Source organism: Pseudomonas sp. B6(2017) (genome assembly GCF_002112765.1).
Classification (GTDB): domain Bacteria; phylum Pseudomonadota; class Gammaproteobacteria; order Pseudomonadales; family Pseudomonadaceae; genus Aquipseudomonas; species Aquipseudomonas piscis.
This window is the reverse complement of the sequence record NZ_NEIQ01000023.1, coordinates 68766-88216: the sequence shown is the minus strand read 5'-3', so window position 1 is coordinate 88216 and position 19451 is coordinate 68766. Positions and strand designations below refer to the sequence as shown.

The window sequence follows — 19451 nt, the reverse complement described above, 5'->3', positions numbered from 1 at the left end:
GTCAGGCTTCCTTCGATAGTTCATCCATCAGCTTGGACAGTTCGTCCGCTTCATCCGTCTTCTCCTTCTCGTCCAGGCCGAATGCCTGACGCTCGAGCACCTGGAGGTTCTTCATAGCCGAGGACAGCTGGAAAAGGGTTTTGGCGTTGCTGGGCAGGGCTACCGCTGCGAGCATCGAGCTACGGCGAAAACCACTCTCATCATCGGCAGTCTCTTCAGCGATAGCATCCTCGATCTCCTCACGGCGTTTGATCGTGGTGAGCAGGTCATCCATTAGGAGGTTCGCAATATTCGTGGCCTTGCGAATATCACGGCGGTGGCTGCGAACCACCTGCGCACCCTCCTCCGCAGCCTCTTCGATGATTTCTGCATCACGTTCGCGGTTCGCGCCTTGGTCGTTGCGAACCTCTCCGCGAACCAGCTTGCTGCGAACCTCTTTCCGCACCTGCTCAGAAAGGTCTCTCGCCCATCCAAGGGCCTTAGCCTTCTTTCTGATTGCGGTGTCACTCACGCCTTGGCGCTCAGCGATGGTTCTGATGGAAAGCGCGCCGGCCCGGTAGGCTCGTTCGATCGCCTCCCAGTCGGGTTGCTTGGTTGTCATGGAAATCCTTCTGATACTTGAAATAGTGTCGCCTTGCCGGTATTGGTGAGATTAAAGCCACTCTCCAGCCCAGCGGGAAAATGATGCAATCGCTACCAGTACCAAAATCAATTGTTGGTGAATCGATAGAACTGCGCCCGCTAGAGGCTACTGACTTCGAGGCGCTATACAACGTCGCGTCCGATCCTCTCCTTTGGGCTCAGCATCCAAGCCCAATGCGCTATCAGGAATCTGTTTTCCGTGAGTGGTTCAAGGAAGCACTTGCTTCACAATGCGCGCTCGTCGTTCTAGATCGCAGCAATAATCAGGTTATTGGCTCCTCCCGCTTCTACGAATTCGATGAAGAAAAGCGAGAAGTAGCTATCGGGTACACCTTCCTGGCACGAGCCAAATGGGGCGGAGGAGCCAACAAAGAGCTGAAGGACTTGATGCTGACTTACGCATTTCAGCTGGTGGATACCGTTTGGTTTCACGTTGATAGTCAGAACATCCGGTCTCAGCGAGCCATGGAGAAAATCGGGGGTCGCCTGTCCCATCGCGCCACGAGACAACTCATCAATCGCACTCAAGAGTACTTGCTGTACAAGATAGAGAAGCCAAGTCACTCTGAGTGATGCAAAGGTTTATAGCGCGCTACTTATTGCCTCTGCGATCAATTCCACCCACTGCCTTATCACAACTAAGGCAGTGCTCGCAGTCCAGCACCCGGCACAGCCAGACCTTCACTCGCTGCCAGTACGTGACCATGAAGACGTGCCGAACGCCAGCAAGGGCCAGGGAGGCGTACAAGGTCGCCTCGGCCACCGACTGGGACATGATCAGCCGCTCGTTGCGCACCAGGAGCGCGTAGCCGCTCAGGGCGATGGTCGCGTAGATCAACTTCCCCAGCACACCGTCGCGGACCTTCCCGCTCATACAGCACCAGGTTGCCCATAGCGCGATCAGGCCAGCCGACCACGTTGCAACGTGTTCCAGGATCATGTGCCACCTCCCCCGAACTTCGAACGAATGAACGCCCAAAGGTCAGCAGCTTTGATTGCCCGGGTGATGGCAGCGATCAACGATCCGCCGAAGGTGCCGAGCAGAAAACCGATGCCCGCAACGCTGCGGGGCTCAACCACTCCCAGGTACGCGCTTACCAGTCCAGTCAGGTAATGGGCGCAGACAGCACCCGAGAAAATGAAGATGGCCCAGGCCTTCCGGTCCACCAGGTCATCCCGGTGCCACCAGCTCGCGGCGAACGCGCCAACCAACCCTGCGGTAAACCAGGTATCAAGCCTGTCGAGCAGGCGGTATAGAAACTCCATGCGCTCGACTCCGTGGGTGCATGTGAATAGCTCATCCCCTTGGCACTCCCAACTCGGAGCAATAGGTTCGGGTAGCCGAAAACGAAAAAGCCCCAGCAGAAACCAGGGCCCGGAAACAAAATACCCGCACAAGGCGGGCATTTCGGGAAATTGCTGTTTCAGATCTGATGGCTGTAGAACAGCGAGTACGACTCGATGCCGTCGTTGGGCTGCTTGATGCCAGCGTTGGAGTAGTGAATGGCACGAATGCCGACCTTCTGAGTCTCGCCGATCTTCAGGCCAGCACCGATGCGGTCTTCGAAGTTAAACGCCGAACCGAACTCTTGGTCACCTGCGGAGGTTCCGGAGAACACCGCTACCCCAATACCTGCCTCAACGAATGGTTTCACGTTGCTGCTACCGAACTCGTAGACAAACACCGGAGAGAAAGACAGAGAGTGTTTGCCACCGGCAGCGTCTCCAGCCTCCCAATAGGTATACCCCGCGTCCCAGTAGCCCGTCAGGCGCCCTGTGCTGGACTCAAACCAGCTCTTATCCCAGCCGAACCCCATACCTACTCGGGCCGTAAGACCGCCTTGACTTGTGGCACCAATGGCACCTGACAATTCTGCGGCATTCACACCAAAGGACGCGCAGGAAAACAGTAAAGCACCCAGTAGAATTTTCTTCATTTTATGACCAATAAGTACTGATTATGAGAGGTGTAAGCAACCATCGACGGCTAAGAGGCATTGAGCCATCAAATCGTTCAATGAAATTTTCACCTGTCATTTTTAACTTATGATTTGGCCGATTCTACTTACCCTTCTCCTACCTAACCCGCTGGGGAAAAACTAAAAAAGCGTGGAGTTAGGGCCTAGATTTGATCATCTCCAGAAACGAGAAACCCCGCTCAGTGGCGGGGTCTGGTCCACTCCTCATCCCAGACCCCAAAAGAGAGGGATGGAGGACTGGGTATGAGGAATGGCGACCGGATGATGCCAAACAAGGATCAACCGGGCAACAAAAAGCCCGACTCAATGGCCGGGCTTTTTATGATCACTCCTCAACACGCGCAGGAATGACAGGATGGGATTAATTTCGCTCATCCGCTCACTGATGTCAACAGGCAATCACGCAGCTCTTTCAATCAGCAAACCTTCTGCCTCCAGAATGTCGGCAGCGTGCGCCAGAGCCTCGTCGACCAAGACATCAGCAGCCTTGCCGATATCCTGCCGCCACCGGCGTCGAGTCGATTCCGGCGTGCCGTCGTTGTCCCAGGTATTCATGTCGTAGAAGCTGTCCTTCAGCACGATCATGTCGGCCGATCGGGATTCGTCTTTCTTCGCCTTGGCCTGGCCTGCCGCCAGCGCTGCCTTCACCACCGCTTCGCGGCGCCACTCCGGTGCATCGAGAGGGATGTCGACGGATACGGACGTGGCCACCTTCGGCCGCGCGCCCTTCAACTGCGGGATAGCCCAGGCAGTGGTCGCCTTGAACAGGAACAGCTTCGGGGCCGGGGTGTTGATGAGAGCCTGCAACGCTGAGATGGCTTTAACCTTGCGCCCCTTGTGGGTGCTGTACTTCGCCACCAGCGCGTCCCAGTGTTTCTGCTCAAGCGCACTATGCAGCCTGGCCGATACCCAGCAATCCACCTGGATGCGGTCGATGGTTTCGGCTCCGCGGGAGCGAACCAGAGTGGCCAGATCGCCGCCCTCCTCCTCTTCGGCAGAGTTGTACAACTTCTGCCATGCCTGCTTGCTGGTGTTGTCGATGGCTTCGGCGGCGAGGGCCGAAACAACTGCGCTTAGAACGCCTGGGTAGATCATGCTGCAGCCCTCTTCAGTTCTTTGATCTTTTCTCGGTATTCGGCCTTGATGGCCTTGATCTCTTCGGTGGTGTACTTGCGTGCTGGATGCGGCCCCTCCAGCCAGGCCAGTTTCTCGGCGCCGATTCGTTGCAGGAGCGAAAGCCGGTAGTTCACCAAGTTGCCGGACAGGTGTGTATTGCACGGGGCACACTGCTTCCAGGCGTTCAAGGGTTCGAAGCGAATCTCTGGGTTCGCGCCGACAGTGCGGTAGTGGCCGGCGTGGTACTGGCCGTCGTGATGCCGTCCGCAGCTGATGCAGGGCAGATGGGCATCGCGCAGGCGCACCCATTCGTTGAAAACGGACTGGGCTTCTCGGAGGTGGTCCGCCCTACTCTTCAGCTTTTCCTTGCGGACCTTGATCTCGCGGCGACCTACTTCGGCCAAGGCCTTCCCGGCGATTGCGCGCCCCCTCTCCGACTGCCCATAAGCAATGGCGCACTTGATCTCTCCGCATACGACTTGGCCATTCCGCGCAGGTACGAACATCATCCGGCACTCTGGACAGCGCTTGCGACGCTGGCCACCGGACGCCAGAGGGGTTTTGCGCTGCAGTGGCGTACGCTTCATGAAAAGCTCCCGATCTGATCAGCTGCTGCCAGGGCGGCGCCTTCGGTTTCAAAGTGCGCGGACAACACCAGCCGCCAGCAAGCGTTGAAGACGTCGCGGTAAAGCGGCTCGAACTGCGTATCGTCCATGCTCGCCCAGCTGATGGATTTGGCCTCCTTGCGAACGCCGTCGGGTGTACGCACCAGGTGGAAGTGGCCGGCCTCGATGGTCACCCACTCACGAAAGGCTTCGCGGGACTTGTCGACTGAGGGGAAGCGTTCGGCGCGGGCCTGCTCGAGCCCAGCGATGTAGGCATCAACCGCATTCGATAGCTGTCCTGGCCTGCCGTTCTGCGCTTCGAAGAACTTGGCCAAGCCACGGATGCCGCGCATCTCCTGGCGCGGGATCAGGCCCCCGACAGGCTCCCAGTACTCCCAGGCCAGATCCAGCATCGCGAAGAACTTGCCGTGGAACCGGGCGTTCCTCATCTTGGTGAACTTGCCGTGGATGACCTGCCCAGCCTTCCAGCACTGGATAGCTTCGCGGTCAGCCTCAGTGGCCGGTACCAGGCCCTGGGCGGTGCGAATAAGAGCGAGTTCAGCCATGGCTGACCTCCTTGAAAGAGAAATTGCAGGAAACTAATATCCGCAGTACCAGCCTCCACCGCTCGTAAGCCTTGCGGAAGTCTGTACGCAGCAGGAGGCTGGAGCTCATGACTGCTCCCCCTTGCTTATGACCGCATCGATGGCCATCTCCAGCTTCTCACCCGACGGCAGCATTCCAGGTCCGATAGATCCGGCAATCGCCTTGTACTCAACAATCCCGCATCGATCGCGAAGCCACCGGTACCGCTCTGCATCCTTGCGCTGCGCCTCGTTCTCAGCCTTGGCATCCCCCAGCCGGCGCTCATGCACATCGCAGAGGTGATCAACTCCCCAGCGTACCTTTTCCACAAGATCGGCTGCGCTGAGGTATTCAGCGTTGTAGCCACCAGCGCCAAGAGTCGAAGCAATGGCGCGCATGCCTTCGTCGAAGCACTCGATTTTTGCAGTCAGAGACTCGTTCTCGGCTTTGAGCTGGTCGATCTCGCGCTGAGTCTTGCGGGCCTGCTTCTGCGCCCTGGATGCGTCCTCGCCCATGCGCTTGGTGCTGCCGCGGATGCTGCCGTTGTCGACTTCCAGCCGCTCGATCTCCGCGAGCAGGGTCAGGACATCGACTGCGCGAACGGCAAGAGCAGGGAAAGGGTTGCCGCCGCCACCAGGATGGTTGTTGGCAATGGCGCGCTCGGCCAACGCCTTCAGCTTCTCTTTGTCGATGGTCATCACACCTCCTCCCCGGCCGTCTGCCCGGCGCGCTTGATGTTCAACTGAGCAATAGCGATGCGCGCCCTCCGCTTGCGCAGATACGTGTCGACCCGATCAAACTGGGCTTCCTTGGCGCGCTCGCGGTCCTTCTTGGCTTTCGATGCCTCGAGGATGCAGCGCACCTCGGCGATCTTCTCCCGCACCTTGGGGCTTGCCTGAGCTCGAACCTCGCCGGTGAGCAGGCCAGCAATGGCCTGGCCGTCCTCGGTGATCGGCGTGGTACGCAAATCAGCCAGATACAAGGCTGCGCGATCCTGGGGCAGTAGTTGCAAATGCACTGCGCGCTCGATGGCCTGGGTGCGGCCGCTCGGATCAACCCCAATGGATACCTCCCAGTTAACCGGCTTGGCCTCCGCACGGGCCTGAGCCACCAAGCGCTCGTATGCACTCATGAAGGCCATCCGAGCTCCAACCTTGTCACCAGCCAGGAAGGTTGCAGCGGCCGAGTTCATCGCCACACTCATCTCATCGGTCAGTACCACGGTCTCACGCTCGTCAAAGCCTGCCATGGCGATTCCCCATGCCTCGTCCTTGCCTGGGCGACCGTCGGCGATCTGGACGCGCTGCAGAATGTCAGCCATGGCCAGCTTGCCCTTCACCTCGAAGCGGCAGGCCTTCAGCGCTGCCTTGACCACAGGCACCGGGTAAGCGCACAGGTCTTCGGCCATCATCGCCGCGGTACCCGGGTTCATTTCCTGCCCCATTGCCTCAGCAGTAGCAACGATCGCAGACGACAGCCCGGCGACCTGAGCGTCGTTCATTTCAAAGGTATTCATTGCGCTCTCCCGACTGGCGCCTGGCCAGGACCAATTGAGCGGCCTGCTCAGCAGCGGAAAGGTTTGCCTCAGTGCGCTCCATCTGGCGGGCAGTCGTCCCGTTGATGCGCTGACCGGTCACCCACTGGGTGTGGTAGCTCTCGGCGTTGGCCAACAGCTCGTTGAGGCTGTGGCACTTGCGCAGAACGGCGGCGTCGCTGGTTTTCAGGAAATGAGCGGCAACATGGTGGGCAACGTCGGCGCCGAGGCGGTCGACGAGCTGCCCGAGCTGGCCACCGACCTTAGCGTTCCACACCGGCCAGGTGCTGTAGCGCTTGCGGTAGGCCATGGCGTAGTTCGCCCAGACCTTGAAGGTTTTGCAGGTCTGGTCTTTCGGGCCCGGCATGTCGGCGGGAATTTCGACTCGGGGCACTTCGATGCGGTCAAGTACCACCAACCCGCCGGATGCAGCCGGCTCGCCAGAGCTGGGCGGCAAAGTATCTGCCGTAATCTCTGGGGTAATCTCTGCTGTAGTCTCTGTAATAGCCTGCGGCTTTCTAGCACGCTTGCTTGCGGGCTTGCTGCATCCTTGTTTGCAGGATTCCTGCAAACTGGATTGCGGGTTTTCCGCAGACAAGTTTGCGCGAATGGCTTCGATGTTGACCCGGTAAAACAGACGGCACGGGACGCCCTTTTTCATCTCCTGCAGCGCCCCAACCTTGACCAACTTCTTGCGCGCACTCTCCTGCTCCGAACGCGTCATGCCCGTCTCGGCCTCCCACTCCTCCATGGTCTTGTAGAACCAGCCGTCCTGGTCATCGGTACGATTTGACCAATAGATGGCTTGGGACAGCATCAGGGCCCCTGTGATGCCCACACCCAGAGTCACGAACGCGCGCTGGAATGCGATAGGACGATCAAGCAGTTCTTGGAAGGTCATGACATCACCTTCGACCCGAATTGACGGCTACCAAGCTTCAAGCAGCACCTCGAAGAGCCTTGTCGTGAGTAAACAGGCCGTCCCAGGTCTTTTTCATAGGCAGCTCGCCGGCCAGATACAGGTCGTACAGGCGCACCGCGCCCTTCTTGAGCAAGACTGGCGTGAAGGAAATGAAGGCTTCTTTGCCGTGGGGAGTGACTTCGTGCTGATGCTCGGTCATGTACTTGTCGCGGGCATAGGAAGCCACACGAAGGCGCAGGCCAGACTTGCTCTCGTTGTAGAGCCAGTTACGGCTCTCCAGGTATTTGCCCACCTGCATAACGTTGACCCCATTGAGGCCCTTGCAGAATTGGGTGTGGGTCATGCCTTCCTTGAACAGATTTTCCAGGGAGTGGATCTTGGTGGCCTGGGCCTCGACCTGGATGGTCAGCTGAAGTCGGGCCTGCTCTGCCTCAAAGGCCATCTGAATCAGATCCATGCGAGAAAGCTCGCGTGGCTGGGAAGTGGTGGCTTCAAGCTCGCGCCAGCGGCGAACAACAGCTAGACGCATCTTGGCGCTGTAGCCGGTCAGTAGCGTGTCGGTCATCTCTCGGTTGAGGTTGAAGCACGGCAGGAAGCGCCCGGTGCTGTCCTTGTACTGGGCTGAAAAATCAGCCGAGTCGATTTCAAGCTCAGCGAGCATCGAGCGGATATCAGCCAACACGTTCTTGTGCAGCTTTCCGGTCAGTTCGGCGATCTCGACAGACGACATAGTCCGCGCCACGTTTTGCGAATTCTGAAAACGTGGCGCGATATTAGTAGGGGTATTGCTGGAATGGGGTTGGCTCTGCATAATCGGCCTCATCAAGTGGTAATGAATCAGCCGGGCCGCAATCCCGGCTTTTTTGTGCTCGAAAATCAAGCTGCCTTCACGGACTGCTTGAATACCTCCAGGCTGACGATTACCTCCTCAGCCTCCTTGAGCAGGCTCGTTTTCTCGACTGAGCAGACGCGCCCATCGGCCTGTGCGTCGAACGCAAGTCGGGTAACGTCGGCCAGGTCGGCATGCAGCCGCAAAAGCGCAGCGTTGAGATTGATCCCTTCCGGTTTCTCCTTTGGCACTAGGTCGAAGCCGAACGCTTCCGCCCAGGCTTTGAGGGGGCGAAAGTCCTTAGTGAACTTCATGATCCGGTGCAGTTCCTCGACATTCATGCGATGAGTGTCGTAGTCCGGGTTGGCTTTCTGCGAAAGAAGTGTCCTAGATTTGAAGTCAGCGCCCTCGGCAATTTTCTTAGTCCCGTGGTCGTCGACCACGTCATAGATCGCCTTCATTAACTCCTGCATGTAACACCTCGAAATTCTTTACGTGGAGCCCTGCAGATGCAGAGGCGATCATTTGCTCAATGGAGTGGCGGGCAGGGATGTTGCTTACGCGACCTGCGGTCTTTTCACCCTTGGCGGGTAAAGATCAGGCCGAAGCTCGGAGCGATGAACCCCGGTTAATTTCTCTATTTCCAGCACTCGCTCAGCAGGAACGCGCCCGGTTGCGCACATCTTCTGCACTGCTTGCGGCGTGACCTTCAGTGACCGAGCTAAGGCGGATTGACCGCCGGCGGCTTTCGCGGCCTTCTGGATTGCTGATTGCGTCATACGCACCTCAAAGTTACAGCTACAACCCAAGGTTAACCCATGCGTGCATTTATCTACAACTTAAATTCGCAATTACATCTACAACCGTTGTTTGTATGATTCGGTGATGAAAAATATCGGTGAGCGCATTGCGCAGAAAAGAGAGTCGGCAGGCCTTAGCCAGTCGGAACTGGCCCGCCGCTTGGGGCTGAGTCCACAGGCTGTCCAGAAGTGGGAGGCTGGTGTTTCTACGCCGCGAAATAGCAAGCTGGGCGACCTGGCCGAGGTGCTTGGGACGTCGATGGGCTATTTAATAGGTGGCGACCTCAACGAAGCGGTCCGAGCAGCGCCAGATTCAAATGCCAGTTCACTTCAGCCCATCTCAGGCTGGGACGAGAAAACGCCGCTCGACGATGATGAAGTTGAGGTTCCTTTTCTCCGTGAGGTCGAACTGGCCGCAGGGTCAGGCCGCTTTGTCATTCAAGAAGACGAAGGCGAGACCCTGCGCTTCCGCAAAAAGAACCTTCGCGAAAACGGCGTCCAGTTCAGCAACGCCAAGTGCGTGACAGTCAGAGGCAACAGCATGACCCCAGTTTTGCGCGATGGCGCGACCGTGGGCATAAATCTTGGCAAGACAAGCCTGGGCGACATCGTTGACGGCGACCTCTACGCGATCAATCACAACGGCCAGATGCGCGTTAAGCAGGTGTTCAGGCTTCCATCGGGCATCAGGCTACGAAGCTTCAATCGCGACGATCACCCGGACGAGGACTACAGCTTCCAGCAGATGCAGGATGAGCAGATCGGCATCCTGGGGCACGTTTTCTGGTGGGGCATGTACGCCCGGTAAAGTTTTTTATGTTTCAGGGAGGGAGCGATGGAGGCAGGCGAACGGAAATGCCCGCATTGCGCGGAACAGATCAAGCTAGATGCACTTAAGTGCAAGCACTGCGGATCAGACCCAGAAAGACCGCCAAAATCAAAGGCTGACAAGGCAAGATCAACGCAGAAAATCGCGCTTTTCTGGCTTGTGGTTGTAATGGGGGTGTATGCCCTCATCACGAAAAGCGTCAGCACTGGATCGCTGGAGCCGTCCGAAGAGGATCTCTCCCGCCAAGCAATTGATCTGTGCTGGAAGGATGTGGACGACGAGCTCGCCGGTCTCGATACCCGAAGAGTGATGCGAGATGCGTGTAGACGAATGACACAGGTGCACGGCCAGAAGTACGGAAGCACTGCTGGCATGCGTACAGAGTGATGTGTCCAATCGCCACAAGGAGCACCCCATGCCCCTAACCAAACCCAACCAAGAGCTCTATGAAGACTTAGATGGTCATGCCGCCACTCTAGACTGGACCGCGTTGGAGGTGCTTGATGTCGCCAAGCGCTTAAATGAGGCGGGCCTGTCCGAGTATGCGATAGAGCTTATGGAGATCGGCAAGTCCCTCAGAGGGCAGCATGAAGTCATTCTAGGCATCGCAGACGATGTTCAGGATGGATTGATCGCCAGGAGCGGACTATGAGTCTGACTAAGCCCAACCAACAACTGCGCCGCGACTTGAAAGAGGTCGCTGCCCTGCTCAAGTGGTCAGGCGTAAACCTGATGCAGATAGCTACCCGATTGTCAGAAGCCGGCCATGAGCAAGAGGCTCGAGAACTGATTGAGGCAGCCTTAAGCTTTCAGGAGGCGGAGGACAAGATGGAGGGGTATGCGGAAGAGGTGAAGGCAGGAAGGATTTTTGCAGTGTACAGTAGAGCAACCACCGCCGGGCTGATGAGCTGTAGGCGTGAGAAGATACATGCGCGCACAACTTATTTTAATTTTGAGGGTGCTAGGGAAATATCATGAATGAAAAGCACGATCCGGATGATCGGGCGATCACCTTGAGAGATGTTACCGCGCTCACAGAGCCGCTACAGAGCGCGATAACTGCTCTTGCAGTTTCTATTATCAAATTATCCTCAGTCATAAGCGTGATGGAGGACGAGGACGCTCAAAAAGAAGGTCAAGAGGCATTTGACAACATCGACGGCGTGATAGCCGATCTTGAGCAATATGAAAATGTGCTTAATGAGCTGAGACATGGACGAAAAGTCGAATGTGACTGACAATATAAGATATCTGATGCAAGAGTATCGTCAGGAGATCGGGGACTCCTCCAAGCATGGTGGAGGCAACCCGCCAGGGGGTGGAGGTTTGGAATCAAGAGTTTCGGCGCTAGAAAAAGCAATCCCTGACCTTAGGGAGAGACTTGTTCGCGTCGAAATGCGACTTGACTCGATTGAGTCGTCGATGGCTACAAAGACTGATCTGGCCGCACTAGCTTCTAAGGACGACCTGAACGGCTTTGTGAGGGCTAGCAGCAAAGATATTCAGGATCTTGCCGTCTCTTTTCAAAAGGCCATCAATGAGCAGACTTGGAAGTTCGTCAGCGTTGCTGCCGCTCTAGCCGGCCTTGCTTTTACTGCCGCGAAGTTTATTCACTGATCATCCTTGAATAAAAAGCCCGGCCCAGCGCCGGGCTTCTTGTATCTGCACCATTGCAGATCTACGCCTAAGCTTAGCCTGGGCGCCTAGCTATCTCTCCGCCATGATCACTCCTCCACCTGGTCGGCGGCCTTCTTGTATCTGCCCTTCCCGCCCCCATAAATCGACCCGCTGCCAGGCCTGCAAGCCATCGCCGATGGAGGCTATTCGCCATGGATGGTAAAGTTCCAGATCTAGTTGAGGAGTAGTCCAATGAAAGGAATTGGGACGCTTGCCTTGGTGGTGGGCATTTGCTGGGCTGTGTTCGCACTGAGCATGGACGTGTCTGTCGCTACTGGATCTGGCGGTAGAGTGAACAATCTTGGGCTTATGGCTGATCGCCAGCTACATACCATTGTCGGCGGGATGATCGCCCTCGCCGGCCTGATTATCTTGATGCTCGGCGGTAAAGGCTCTGCCCCGTCGACAACCACTGCAACTGATGCCCGGCCCTGCCCCGCCTGTGCGGAAACCATCAAGAATGCCGCCATCAAATGCAAACACTGCGGGGCTGATGTTGAGCCAGTTGCAGCGCCAAGACTCAGGAATGGCTGGGTGGCCTCCATCCCCTGCAAGCCCGAAGATGTTGATCGGTTTCAAGAGGCCGTGCGGTCCTTGGGCCTGCCATTGGTCAACATGGTAGAGGGGCAATGGGGAGCTGGACCTTACGAGTCAAAAAGCGAGGCTCGCGAAGCGCTGGCCAAGCTCCATGAAAGCTACAAGTTCTTTGGCGATATCGTCTACAGAGACTCGGTGAGCGGCAAGTACCCACCGATCATTGACTGACCCGACAGGCCTATCAGAGCCCGCCTAGTGCGGGCTTTTTCATGCCTGCGATTCGGACCTACAACCATGGCAGAACCAATCAACAACTTTAAATCTAAATACCTACAACCAAAAAGCTTGCAGACTGTAACTATAGGTTGTAGATTTAACCCATCGCAGCGACACACAGCCCCTGCGAAGGGCCTCAAGAGACCCGCCGTTCTTTAACAGTCAGCGCAACACAGAAATACCAACAGACCGCATTGCCTCTACTGGCGACCGGCGATCAGACGGGTCAGATAGCCCGCCAACGACAGGAACAACCTGTACGGCTGATCGATGGCGAAACGCCTTAACCGTGTGAGTAACCCGGCATGCAATGCGCCCCGCCTTCCCCGGCGGTAATTGGGAGGAAGCGAGCTGCGCCGACCGGCTACCGGCGGCGCGGTGAGTGACCAGATACAGAGGAGCGAACTGGACTAGGGCCAGGTGGTAACGGATGCGCACCAACGAGCTTCAAGCCGCGACCGACGCCAGTAGCGGGTCGCGGCGCACCACGAGATTCACTGATGCCGCTTCGATGAAGCGGCATTGGGAATCCATTGGAGGAGAAAACGATGCGACCAGTAATGACCCTTTGGGATGACGGCCGTGACAATCGTCAGGGTTCGTTTCACAGGTGGGGATCTTCCTACCACGACAGCGGCTACGGTTCCGGCAGCCAAACCACCGCGATTGTTGAGTTTGCTGACGGCTCCGTAAGCGAATACGAGCCGCGCTCAATCCGATTCTTAGACGCTCCGGATGCTGGGATCTACAACGAGCGCCGCCTTCAATCACTACAGAGCACAACGATCTAGCAGGCCATTTGGTTTCACTGGCTGGCCTTGGAGACAGGGCTATACGGGAAATGAATCCTGACCGGGGTTAACCGGCCGCTGGACTCCCAAGCGCATAAAGGGATAGCCCTTCCGCATGACGGGCTCAATGGTTGTGCGGTGACAGCCGGAAAGACGGCCCGATGCCCTGCTCCCCATCGCAGGCTGCATCGGGGTGTGATCTGAATGCGCAGGCTGATGCGCGAACCGCACCTCGTTTGGCAGCTACTGAGGCACATCGAGTTAGGCGCCAACGACGGAGATCAGCACCGTCCAGATCACACCCCGATGCGGACGAGAACACACCGCGAAGCGGCCCCCTGCATCACCTGACAACCGGAGGAACCTATGCTCCTACTGCTCCTGATCGGCGCGGCGCTTAGCCATGTGCAGCCCGAAGCGCATGCGGCGAAAAGCCCGTTGTCCGGTCAATCCAAGTCGATCCGTGAAAAGCCTCGACTGAGATGCGGGGCATCAGTGCTCGGGTGCTGACTGTCCCGCCAAGAACCTCGCAACTAAATCACGGCATCTGTGAAAGCCCCGAACGTCCAACGGGGCTTTCATTTTTCCGCCATTACTCGCCAGCACCCTCCCCTGCGCCCATCGGCAACCAGCAGTCGGTCAGAGTGCTGACGAGTAATCGCAACCTACGCAGCAACCAGGAAGCAAAAATGACCAAATCAATCAGGCAGATGATCACCGCCGGAGAGGTTCGCCGCGCCGATGCAATCAAGGTTCGGCTTGAAGATATTCACGAAGAGCCCGGGTTCAACCTTCGCACCGAAGGTGAGTCGCTAGAGGCCAGCATTTCAGCCCTGGCGGAGTTCATCGCTGATGGCGGTGTCATCCCACCGCTCGAGATCAGGCCACGGGCAAATGGTGGTGTGTGGTTGGTTGACGGGCACCGCCGGCGCCGGGCGCTGATCAAGCTTGACCAGGCCGGTCGACTGCCGCGATTGCCCAGCAAGGAAAACCCAAAGGTCACCGAGTATTGGGTTGATGTGCGGATGTTCGAAGGCAGCGATGCTGATCGTGTTGCCAGGATCATCTCGAGCCAGGAGAACGAGAAGCTCTCCCCTCTCGAGCTCGCGGAGGGCTACAAGCGCCTTCGTGCGTTCGGCTGGCCAGTCGAACAGATCGCCAAGAAGGTCGGCAAGACTCGGCAGCACGTAGAGCAAGTGCTTACCGTGGGCAACGCGAACACCGATGTACAGAACCTGGTAGCTGCTGGCCATGTGTCGGCAACAACGGCAGCACAGGTCGTTCGGGATCACGGTGACAGCGCCGGCCAGGTGCTGGGTGTTGAGCTGGAGAAGGCCAAGGCCAGTGGCAAGAAGCGCGTTACCGCCGGGACCATGAAAGGCCCTTCAGTCTCAAAGCCTCGTCTTGAAGCTGTCCATGAAGCCTCACGCAATTTGATTGCATCGCTCGATGCCGTAGACGAAGACAGTCTCTCACTCACCGTTCCAACCGCGCTTGTTCTTGAGCTGCGCAAGGCTCTGGACGGCGCTCAGCCGCGATAAGTCCGCTCAATCCAACCAAGCGGCCTGGAGCATCCGATGCAGTCTTCTGCCAATCGAAGCTGCATCCCCTTCCCTTCACATACGACCGCATTGGCAGGCGCCAGGCCACCTTCACGGTGGGTTTGGTCACCCGCGCCTGGCTCCTGGCCAATGCGGTCCTACTGAGGTTCACGCAATGAGCAAACCAACTGGTGGCCCGGCATTCCCGGTGCCAGGCCTGCAGCACGACGACGACTTCAATGGCATGACCCTGCGCGACTACTTCGCGGCCAAGGCGCTGCAAGGACTGTGTGCAGACCCCAATACCGCTGATGCAAAACGCGCAGATCTGGTAGCCGAGTGCTACGAACTGGCCGACGCCATGCTCGCCGCCCGGGTGAAGCCATGATCGGCTGGATCAAGTGCAGCGACAGGCTGCCACAACAGCTAACAGGAACGGCCAAGGAGTACATCGTCTGCACTGTCGTCGATGGGCAGAAGTTTGTGTTCTCGGCTCAGTATCTGAATGGCTATGGGTTGTACAACCCAGATGATGATTGTGGAGAAGAGGACGGTATCACCGAGGCTTTCGGCTGGTATGACGTGAAAGAAAGCGCCGAATACGCGGGATGGTATGAGCCAATAAATGACCGTGATGTCACCCACTGGCAGCCCCTGCCTGCCCCACCCACCGAGTAACCCACCACCTGGAGGCGACCATGTCAGCTCTGCGCAAGCCCATTCCGGAAGACTACTTTCTCGACACAGAGGCTGGCCAGGAATGGCTGGCTGAGTCGGTCGACGATCTGCTCTCTCGGCACCACATCGAAGCGCCAAACCCGGTTGGCCGAAGCAAGATCCTGGTCAACGCCGACCACCTACCAGAAGCGCTTGCGGATTACATGGCCGCGAAACCAGATCCAGATCGGTACATCGAGAAGATCCTGATTGAACTGATCAGGCGGGAAGACGGCGGAATTCTGCACACCTGGGCCATCGAAGCTGTCGGCGGCGATCCACAGATCGTTCGGTCTATCGCCAGCGACCTGGTCGCCGTGCACGCCAACGAATACCGAGACGCCAAGCGTGAGAGCGATCGCGTCGAGCAGGAGTGCGGATTTTGAAGACTCCAGAGCAGATGCACGCCCTGGCGATCGGCGAGGTGATGTCGCAGCTTCGCCAGCTGGCCAAGTCCCCTACCCCTGTACCGGACCAGACTTTCGTCCTCGGGATGCTTGAAGGCTTCGAGAAGATCGGCGTCTTCGACCTTCCGACACTGAGCAACATCCGCGACAAGGTCTTCGTCACCACCACTCAACGCGTTGAGCAACTGAGGAAATCAGCATGACCACAGCACCTGTGAAGTCCCTGATTGACGAACAGATAGAGCAGATTGAGCGGAGTCTTGCTGTAGTAAACGCTGGAGTTCCTCGCAACCTTCCAGTGTTAGCTCTGCCCCCGATCCTGGTAGAGGCTATCAAGAACGGTCGAATTGCAATCAGGTCGCGGCAATGAGCGGCGCAGGCGCTCACAAGCGCGGCCAGCAACTGGCTATCCGTTGCGCAAAACTCCGTCGTGAAGGCATGTCGCTATCTGAGATAGCGCGCCTCACCAGCATCAACAAAGAGCAGGTCAACGCCAAGGTAACGCTGGGCGAGCGGCTTCTCTCGCTGGTCGAGTCGTGATCGCACTTCTCTACTGGCGTAGCTCCTTCCCTGCTCTCGCCCTCTGCATTGTCGCAATGCTGATCAGCGCTCTCGCCGATCACCTCACACAGTAACCCTTCTGATAAAGCGCTGCGAGATTCGCGGCAAGGATCTCCCATGTCCGCAGTAATGAAGCAGGATGACCAGTTTCCTGCATTGTCGGAGGCAGCGCTCGTTGAAGTGCTGAGTAGCAGCCTCTACCCAGGAGCCGAAAAGAACTCTGTTGTGATGGTTTTGGCCTACTGCCAAGCCGCACACCTCGATCCAATGCTGAAACCCGTTCACATCGTGCCGATCTGGAACGCCAAGACGAAAAAGATGCAGGACACGGTGATGCCAGGCATAGGCCTCTACCGCATCCAGGCGGCGCGTACCGGGCAATACGCTGGAATCAGCGACCCCGAGTATGGTCCGCCGGTCACTGCCAAGCTGGGCGGCGTTGAGGTCACATACCCGGAATGGTGCCGGGTGACAGTCAAGCGCCAGATGTCGAACGGGCTCGTCGCTGAGTTTACGGCGAATGAGCGCTGGCTCGAGAACTACGCCACATCAGGGAAAGACACTGTCGCCCCAAATGCCATGTGGAAACGCCGGGCATTTGCCCAACTCGCAAAATGCGCCGAGGCCCAGGCACTGCGTAAAGCCTTTCCCGAGGTTGGCTCGGCACCGACCGCCGACGAGATGGAGGGGAAATCATTCGATGAAGTCCCCCGCGACGTAACCCCGCAAAGGCAGCCAGAGCCTGAGCCGGGGCCAGAGGCGCTACCAGCATACCCGGATGATCTTCTGGCAAAGAACATCGTTGTTTGGCAGCCACTCGTCGATGCGGGCAGGACTAGCCCTGAACACATCATCTCCAACGTCCGCAGCAAGTACACCCTGACCGATCAGCAGATCGAAACCATCGAAGGCCTCGCGCCGATTGAAGGTGAGCCAGCATGAAAATTCACAACGTAGCCCAAGGTTCCCCGGAGTGGCATGCACTCCGCAGTCAGTACTTCACTGCTTCCGAGGCTCCCGCCATGTTGGGCGCCTCCAAGTACCAGACCCGAACCGAACTGTTGACCGTGAAGAAAACCGGCATCGCTCCGGACATCACTCCAGCCCAGCAGCACATCTTCGACAGAGGCCACTCTGCCGAAGCTATGGCCAGACCAATCGTCGAAGAAATGATCGGTGAAGAGCTTTATCCCGTGGTCGGCACCGACGGCAACCTGTTGGCCTCCATGGATGGCGCCACAATGCTTGGCGAAACCCTGTTCGAGCATAAGCTTTGGAACGAGTCACTGGTCGCTCAAGTGAAAGCTGAAGAGCTGGAGCCGCACTACTTCTGGCAGCTTGAGCAGCAATTGCTGGTCAGCGGCGCCGAGCGTGTGATTTTCGTTTGCTCCGATGGCACTGCCGAAAACTTCGTACACATGGAGTACCGGCCCGTCGCCGGCCGCGCCGCCCAGTTGATCGAAGGCTGGAAGCAATTTGAGGCCGACCTGGCCACCTTCGAAGTGGCTGAAGCGCCGTCGATTGTCGTCGGCAAGTCGCCGGATGAGTTGCCAGCCCTGCGTATCGAGCTGACCGGCATGGTTACTGCGAGCAACCTCAAGGTGTTCGAGGAGTCGGCGCTGGCGGTGATCGATTCGGTCAAAACCACACTGGTTACAGACCAAGACTTCGCCGATGCCAAGAAGGCTGTGAAGTGGTGCGGCGACGTCGAAAGCGCTGTAGCCGCGGCCAAGAAGCAGGCGCTGTCGCAGACCCAGACTATAGATGAGCTGTTCGCTTCGCTGGATCGCATCAGTGGACACGCCCGCGAAACGCGCCTCAAGGTCGACAAGCTGGTGAAGGCTCAAGAACTGCTGGTTAAAGCCAGCATCAAGCAGAAAGCAGAGCAGTCGCTGGCCGATCACGTCGCGGCAATCAACAGAACCCTGGGCCGGGTCATGCTGCCCACGGTGGATGCCGACTTCGCTGGAGCCATGAAGAACAAGCGCACGATCGCAAGCCTGCAGGACGCCGTAGATACAGAGCTGGCCAGGGCAAAAATCGCCGCCAGTCAGATCGCCGACAGCATTCGTTTGAACCTGGCCAGCCTGGCCGAACTGGCGGTCGACCACGCCTTCCTCTTCAACGACGTTCAGCAGTTGGTGATGAAGGCCAATGACGACCTGATCGCGCTGGTCAAGGTGCGCATTTCGGAACATCAAAAGGCCGAAGAGCATAAAGCCGAGGTCCAGCGAGAGCAGATCCGCCAGCAGGAGCTGAAGCGCATCGAAGATGAGGCGAAGGCCAAGGCGCCAATGGAGCATGCCCCGGTCACCAATCCGGCACCGGTGAAAGCTGCAGCACCGGCTCAGTCGGCGTCGAGTCCATCAACCGCAACCGCAGTACCGGTAGCCCTTCAGGCTGAGGTCTTCGATCTGGAGGCATTGATTCATGCCGTAGCCGGTGGCCATGCCCCCATCTCGGTTCTCACCGTGGACTGGGAGAAGCTGGACGCGATGGTTGCGGCCCAGGGCAGCGCGTTCAATGTGGCCGGCGTGAGGCTGGTCAAGGTGGCAGCATGACCAACAACTACATTCTGGTCCGCTCCGAGCGCCAGGAGGAACTGGAGGAGGCTAAGGCTGCCTTCTTCATGTCCGGCAAGCAGATACAGGTGCTGGAGTCTAGGTTCGAGCCCCGTCGACCACGCAAGGACGCAGGCAGCGAGCACGTTAAGAGCAGCCCTCGCGGCTCACTCAAGCGCACTAGTGAAAGCCACTTCAAGCGGCGCCTGGCCTACGTCGACACGATCCGCGAGCTGGCCAAGACCATGACCATCGGCGAGGCCATGGCCACCACCGGCAAATCGGAATCAGCAATGCGCCGGGCAGCCCATGAGGGCGGCTTCATGTTCAAGAGCAAGATCGTGGACAGGGAGCGGGATCTGAAGCTCATTGAGCGTCTGACAGCATTACGGGATGACGGTCTTTCACGCATCGCTGCATGCAGGAAGGTTGGCATATCCGACTCACTCCTCCGCCGCCTGGAGCTCACCTATGAGTTCAACTTCCCCAGGCGCTGGGAGAAGCGAGCTTGAAGCGGATCAACAACCAGGTCCGCACGCGGC

29 protein-coding genes and 1 pseudogene are annotated in these 19451 nt (G+C 57.9%); 17 read left to right on the top strand and 13 right to left on the bottom strand.

Features of this window, described 5'->3' with window-relative positions; genetic code table 11:
- Position 1: 1 nt before the first annotated feature.
- Positions 2-601, bottom strand: coding sequence for a hypothetical protein (locus tag CAG11_RS29620; protein ID WP_085599759.1), 600 nt, complete (start codon positions 599-601; stop codon positions 2-4).
- Between the two features lie 83 nt (positions 602-684).
- Here CAG11_RS29620 and CAG11_RS29615 point away from each other — a divergent pair, with 83 nt between their 5' ends.
- A complete protein-coding gene (locus CAG11_RS29615) occupies positions 685-1215 on the top strand; it encodes a GNAT family N-acetyltransferase (protein ID WP_085599808.1) in 531 nt (176 codons plus the stop codon).
- 19 nt (positions 1216-1234) lie between these two features.
- Here CAG11_RS29615 and CAG11_RS29610 read toward each other — a convergent pair whose 3' ends face one another.
- The 12 genes from CAG11_RS29610 to CAG11_RS29555 form a co-directional block, all read right to left on the bottom strand.
- Positions 1235-1582, bottom strand: coding sequence for a hypothetical protein (locus CAG11_RS29610; RefSeq protein ID WP_085599757.1), 348 nt, complete (start codon positions 1580-1582; stop codon positions 1235-1237).
- Positions 1579-1908: an MFS transporter gene (locus tag CAG11_RS29605; protein WP_085599755.1), complete on the bottom strand. Its 330-nt coding sequence runs from the start codon at positions 1906-1908 to the stop codon at positions 1579-1581. The genes CAG11_RS29610 and CAG11_RS29605 overlap by 4 nt, the downstream gene beginning before the upstream one ends.
- A gap of 158 nt (positions 1909-2066) precedes the next feature.
- Positions 2067-2579 (bottom strand): acyloxyacyl hydrolase, encoded by a 513-nt coding sequence (locus CAG11_RS29600; RefSeq protein WP_085599753.1) that lies wholly within the window; start codon positions 2577-2579, stop codon positions 2067-2069.
- Positions 2580-3020: 441 nt separating this feature from the next.
- The gene (locus CAG11_RS29595; protein ID WP_085599750.1) at positions 3021-3716 is read right to left on the bottom strand and encodes a hypothetical protein; all 696 of its coding nucleotides are present in this window, start codon (positions 3714-3716) and stop codon (positions 3021-3023) included.
- The gene (locus tag CAG11_RS29590; protein ID WP_085599748.1) at positions 3713-4324 is read right to left on the bottom strand and encodes a recombination protein NinG; all 612 of its coding nucleotides are present in this window, start codon (positions 4322-4324) and stop codon (positions 3713-3715) included. Before CAG11_RS29590 ends, CAG11_RS29595 begins: the two co-directional genes overlap by 4 nt.
- On the bottom strand, positions 4321-4908 hold the full coding sequence (locus CAG11_RS29585) for a DUF1367 family protein (RefSeq protein WP_085599746.1): 588 nt from the start codon (positions 4906-4908) through the stop codon (positions 4321-4323). Before CAG11_RS29585 ends, CAG11_RS29590 begins: the two co-directional genes overlap by 4 nt.
- Before the next feature lie 105 nt (positions 4909-5013).
- Positions 5014-5625: a hypothetical protein gene (locus CAG11_RS29580; protein ID WP_085599744.1), complete on the bottom strand. Its 612-nt coding sequence runs from the start codon at positions 5623-5625 to the stop codon at positions 5014-5016.
- Positions 5625-6443: a hypothetical protein gene (locus CAG11_RS29575; protein ID WP_085599742.1), complete on the bottom strand. Its 819-nt coding sequence runs from the start codon at positions 6441-6443 to the stop codon at positions 5625-5627. The genes CAG11_RS29580 and CAG11_RS29575 overlap by 1 nt, the downstream gene beginning before the upstream one ends.
- A complete protein-coding gene (locus CAG11_RS34270) occupies positions 6430-7362 on the bottom strand; it encodes a hypothetical protein (RefSeq protein ID WP_085599739.1) in 933 nt (310 codons plus the stop codon). The genes CAG11_RS29575 and CAG11_RS34270 overlap by 14 nt, the downstream gene beginning before the upstream one ends.
- 37 nt (positions 7363-7399) lie before the next feature.
- A complete protein-coding gene (locus CAG11_RS29565) occupies positions 7400-8194 on the bottom strand; it encodes a Rha family transcriptional regulator (RefSeq protein ID WP_085599806.1) in 795 nt (264 codons plus the stop codon).
- Positions 8195-8259: 65 nt separating this feature from the next.
- Positions 8260-8673, bottom strand: coding sequence for a phage regulatory CII family protein (locus CAG11_RS29560; RefSeq protein WP_256578774.1), 414 nt, complete (start codon positions 8671-8673; stop codon positions 8260-8262).
- Between the two features lie 96 nt (positions 8674-8769).
- Positions 8770-8991: a YdaS family helix-turn-helix protein gene (locus CAG11_RS29555; RefSeq protein ID WP_085599735.1), complete on the bottom strand. Its 222-nt coding sequence runs from the start codon at positions 8989-8991 to the stop codon at positions 8770-8772.
- 106 nt (positions 8992-9097) lie between these two features.
- On the opposite strand from CAG11_RS29555, the gene CAG11_RS29550 reads away from it, so the two are divergent.
- The 16 genes and pseudogenes from CAG11_RS29550 to CAG11_RS29485 all read left to right on the top strand — a co-directional run bounded on the left by CAG11_RS29550 (position 9098) and on the right by CAG11_RS29485 (position 19421).
- Positions 9098-9820 carry a helix-turn-helix transcriptional regulator gene (locus CAG11_RS29550; RefSeq protein WP_085599734.1) on the top strand — a complete coding sequence of 241 codons (723 nt, stop codon included), beginning with the start codon at positions 9098-9100 and terminating at the stop codon, positions 9818-9820.
- Positions 9821-9847: 27 nt separating this feature from the next.
- Positions 9848-10228, top strand: coding sequence for a hypothetical protein (locus CAG11_RS29545; RefSeq protein WP_085599732.1), 381 nt, complete (start codon positions 9848-9850; stop codon positions 10226-10228).
- Between the two features lie 28 nt (positions 10229-10256).
- Positions 10257-10493: a hypothetical protein gene (locus CAG11_RS29540; protein ID WP_085599730.1), complete on the top strand. Its 237-nt coding sequence runs from the start codon at positions 10257-10259 to the stop codon at positions 10491-10493.
- Positions 10490-10708, top strand: a pseudogene (locus CAG11_RS29535) (hypothetical protein); the annotation flags it as partial. The gene CAG11_RS29540 and the pseudogene CAG11_RS29535, both read left to right, overlap by 4 nt.
- 107 nt (positions 10709-10815) lie before the next feature.
- A complete protein-coding gene (locus CAG11_RS33465; RefSeq protein WP_143494815.1) occupies positions 10816-11079 on the top strand; it encodes a hypothetical protein in 264 nt (87 codons plus the stop codon).
- Complete coding sequence (locus tag CAG11_RS29530) at positions 11054-11458, top strand: hypothetical protein (protein WP_085599728.1); 405 nt, start codon at positions 11054-11056, stop codon at positions 11456-11458. The genes CAG11_RS33465 and CAG11_RS29530 overlap by 26 nt, the downstream gene beginning before the upstream one ends.
- A 252-nt stretch (positions 11459-11710) precedes the next feature.
- A complete protein-coding gene (locus tag CAG11_RS29525; protein ID WP_085599726.1) occupies positions 11711-12283 on the top strand; it encodes an SPOR domain-containing protein in 573 nt (190 codons plus the stop codon).
- Positions 12284-13811: 1528 nt separating this feature from the next.
- Positions 13812-14663, top strand: coding sequence for a ParB N-terminal domain-containing protein (locus tag CAG11_RS29520; protein WP_085599724.1), 852 nt, complete (start codon positions 13812-13814; stop codon positions 14661-14663).
- 175 nt (positions 14664-14838) lie between these two features.
- Positions 14839-15051 (top strand): hypothetical protein, encoded by a 213-nt coding sequence (locus CAG11_RS29515; RefSeq protein ID WP_085599722.1) that lies wholly within the window; start codon positions 14839-14841, stop codon positions 15049-15051.
- On the top strand, positions 15048-15341 hold the full coding sequence (locus tag CAG11_RS29510; protein WP_085599720.1) for a DUF551 domain-containing protein: 294 nt from the start codon (positions 15048-15050) through the stop codon (positions 15339-15341). Before CAG11_RS29515 ends, CAG11_RS29510 begins: the two co-directional genes overlap by 4 nt.
- Before the next feature lie 20 nt (positions 15342-15361).
- Complete coding sequence (locus tag CAG11_RS29505) at positions 15362-15766, top strand: hypothetical protein (protein WP_085599718.1); 405 nt, start codon at positions 15362-15364, stop codon at positions 15764-15766.
- On the top strand, positions 15763-15990 hold the full coding sequence (locus CAG11_RS29500) for a hypothetical protein (protein ID WP_085599716.1): 228 nt from the start codon (positions 15763-15765) through the stop codon (positions 15988-15990). Before CAG11_RS29505 ends, CAG11_RS29500 begins: the two co-directional genes overlap by 4 nt.
- A gap of 163 nt (positions 15991-16153) precedes the next feature.
- Positions 16154-16327 (top strand): hypothetical protein, encoded by a 174-nt coding sequence (locus CAG11_RS33875; RefSeq protein WP_177409195.1) that lies wholly within the window; start codon positions 16154-16156, stop codon positions 16325-16327.
- Positions 16328-16477: 150 nt separating this feature from the next.
- Entirely contained in the window at positions 16478-17290 is an 813-nt protein-coding gene (bet, locus tag CAG11_RS29495; protein WP_085599804.1) for a phage recombination protein Bet, read from the top strand.
- Positions 17287-18909: a YqaJ viral recombinase family protein gene (locus CAG11_RS29490; RefSeq protein WP_085599713.1), complete on the top strand. Its 1623-nt coding sequence runs from the start codon at positions 17287-17289 to the stop codon at positions 18907-18909. Before bet ends, CAG11_RS29490 begins: the two co-directional genes overlap by 4 nt.
- Entirely contained in the window at positions 18906-19421 is a 516-nt protein-coding gene (locus CAG11_RS29485) for a hypothetical protein (RefSeq protein WP_085599711.1), read from the top strand. The genes CAG11_RS29490 and CAG11_RS29485 overlap by 4 nt, the downstream gene beginning before the upstream one ends.
- Positions 19422-19451: the final 30 nt, after the last annotated feature.